Origin of the sequence: Arthrobacter sp. (genome assembly GCF_031988865.1) — a bacterium.
Classification (GTDB): domain Bacteria; phylum Actinomycetota; class Actinomycetes; order Actinomycetales; family Micrococcaceae; genus Arthrobacter_B.
Map to the genome: position 1 here is coordinate 1 of NZ_DALZXY010000154.1, position 215 is coordinate 215.

The following is a 215-nucleotide window of genomic DNA, read 5'->3' on the forward strand; positions in this document are numbered from 1 at the left end:
CGGCGCCCAGACCGGCGAGGCCGGGCCGCACCGGCTCGTGGCCGTGACGGCGTGCCCCACCGGAATCGCCCACACGTACATGGCTGCGGATTCCCTGGCCGCAGCGGCGTCCGAACGGGGAATCGACCTCCAGGTGGAAACCCAGGGCTCGGCAGGTGCCACACCACTGGACCCGGAGATCATCCGGGCAGCGGACGCCGTGATTTTCGCGGTGG

General features: G+C 71.6%; 1 protein-coding gene. It reads left to right on the forward strand.

Annotated elements, in window-relative coordinates; genetic code table 11:
• Window positions 1–215, forward strand: a 215-nt coding sequence (locus tag RTN46_RS16645) for a PTS fructose transporter subunit IIB (protein ID WP_396157988.1), incomplete at both ends; no start/stop codon positions are given.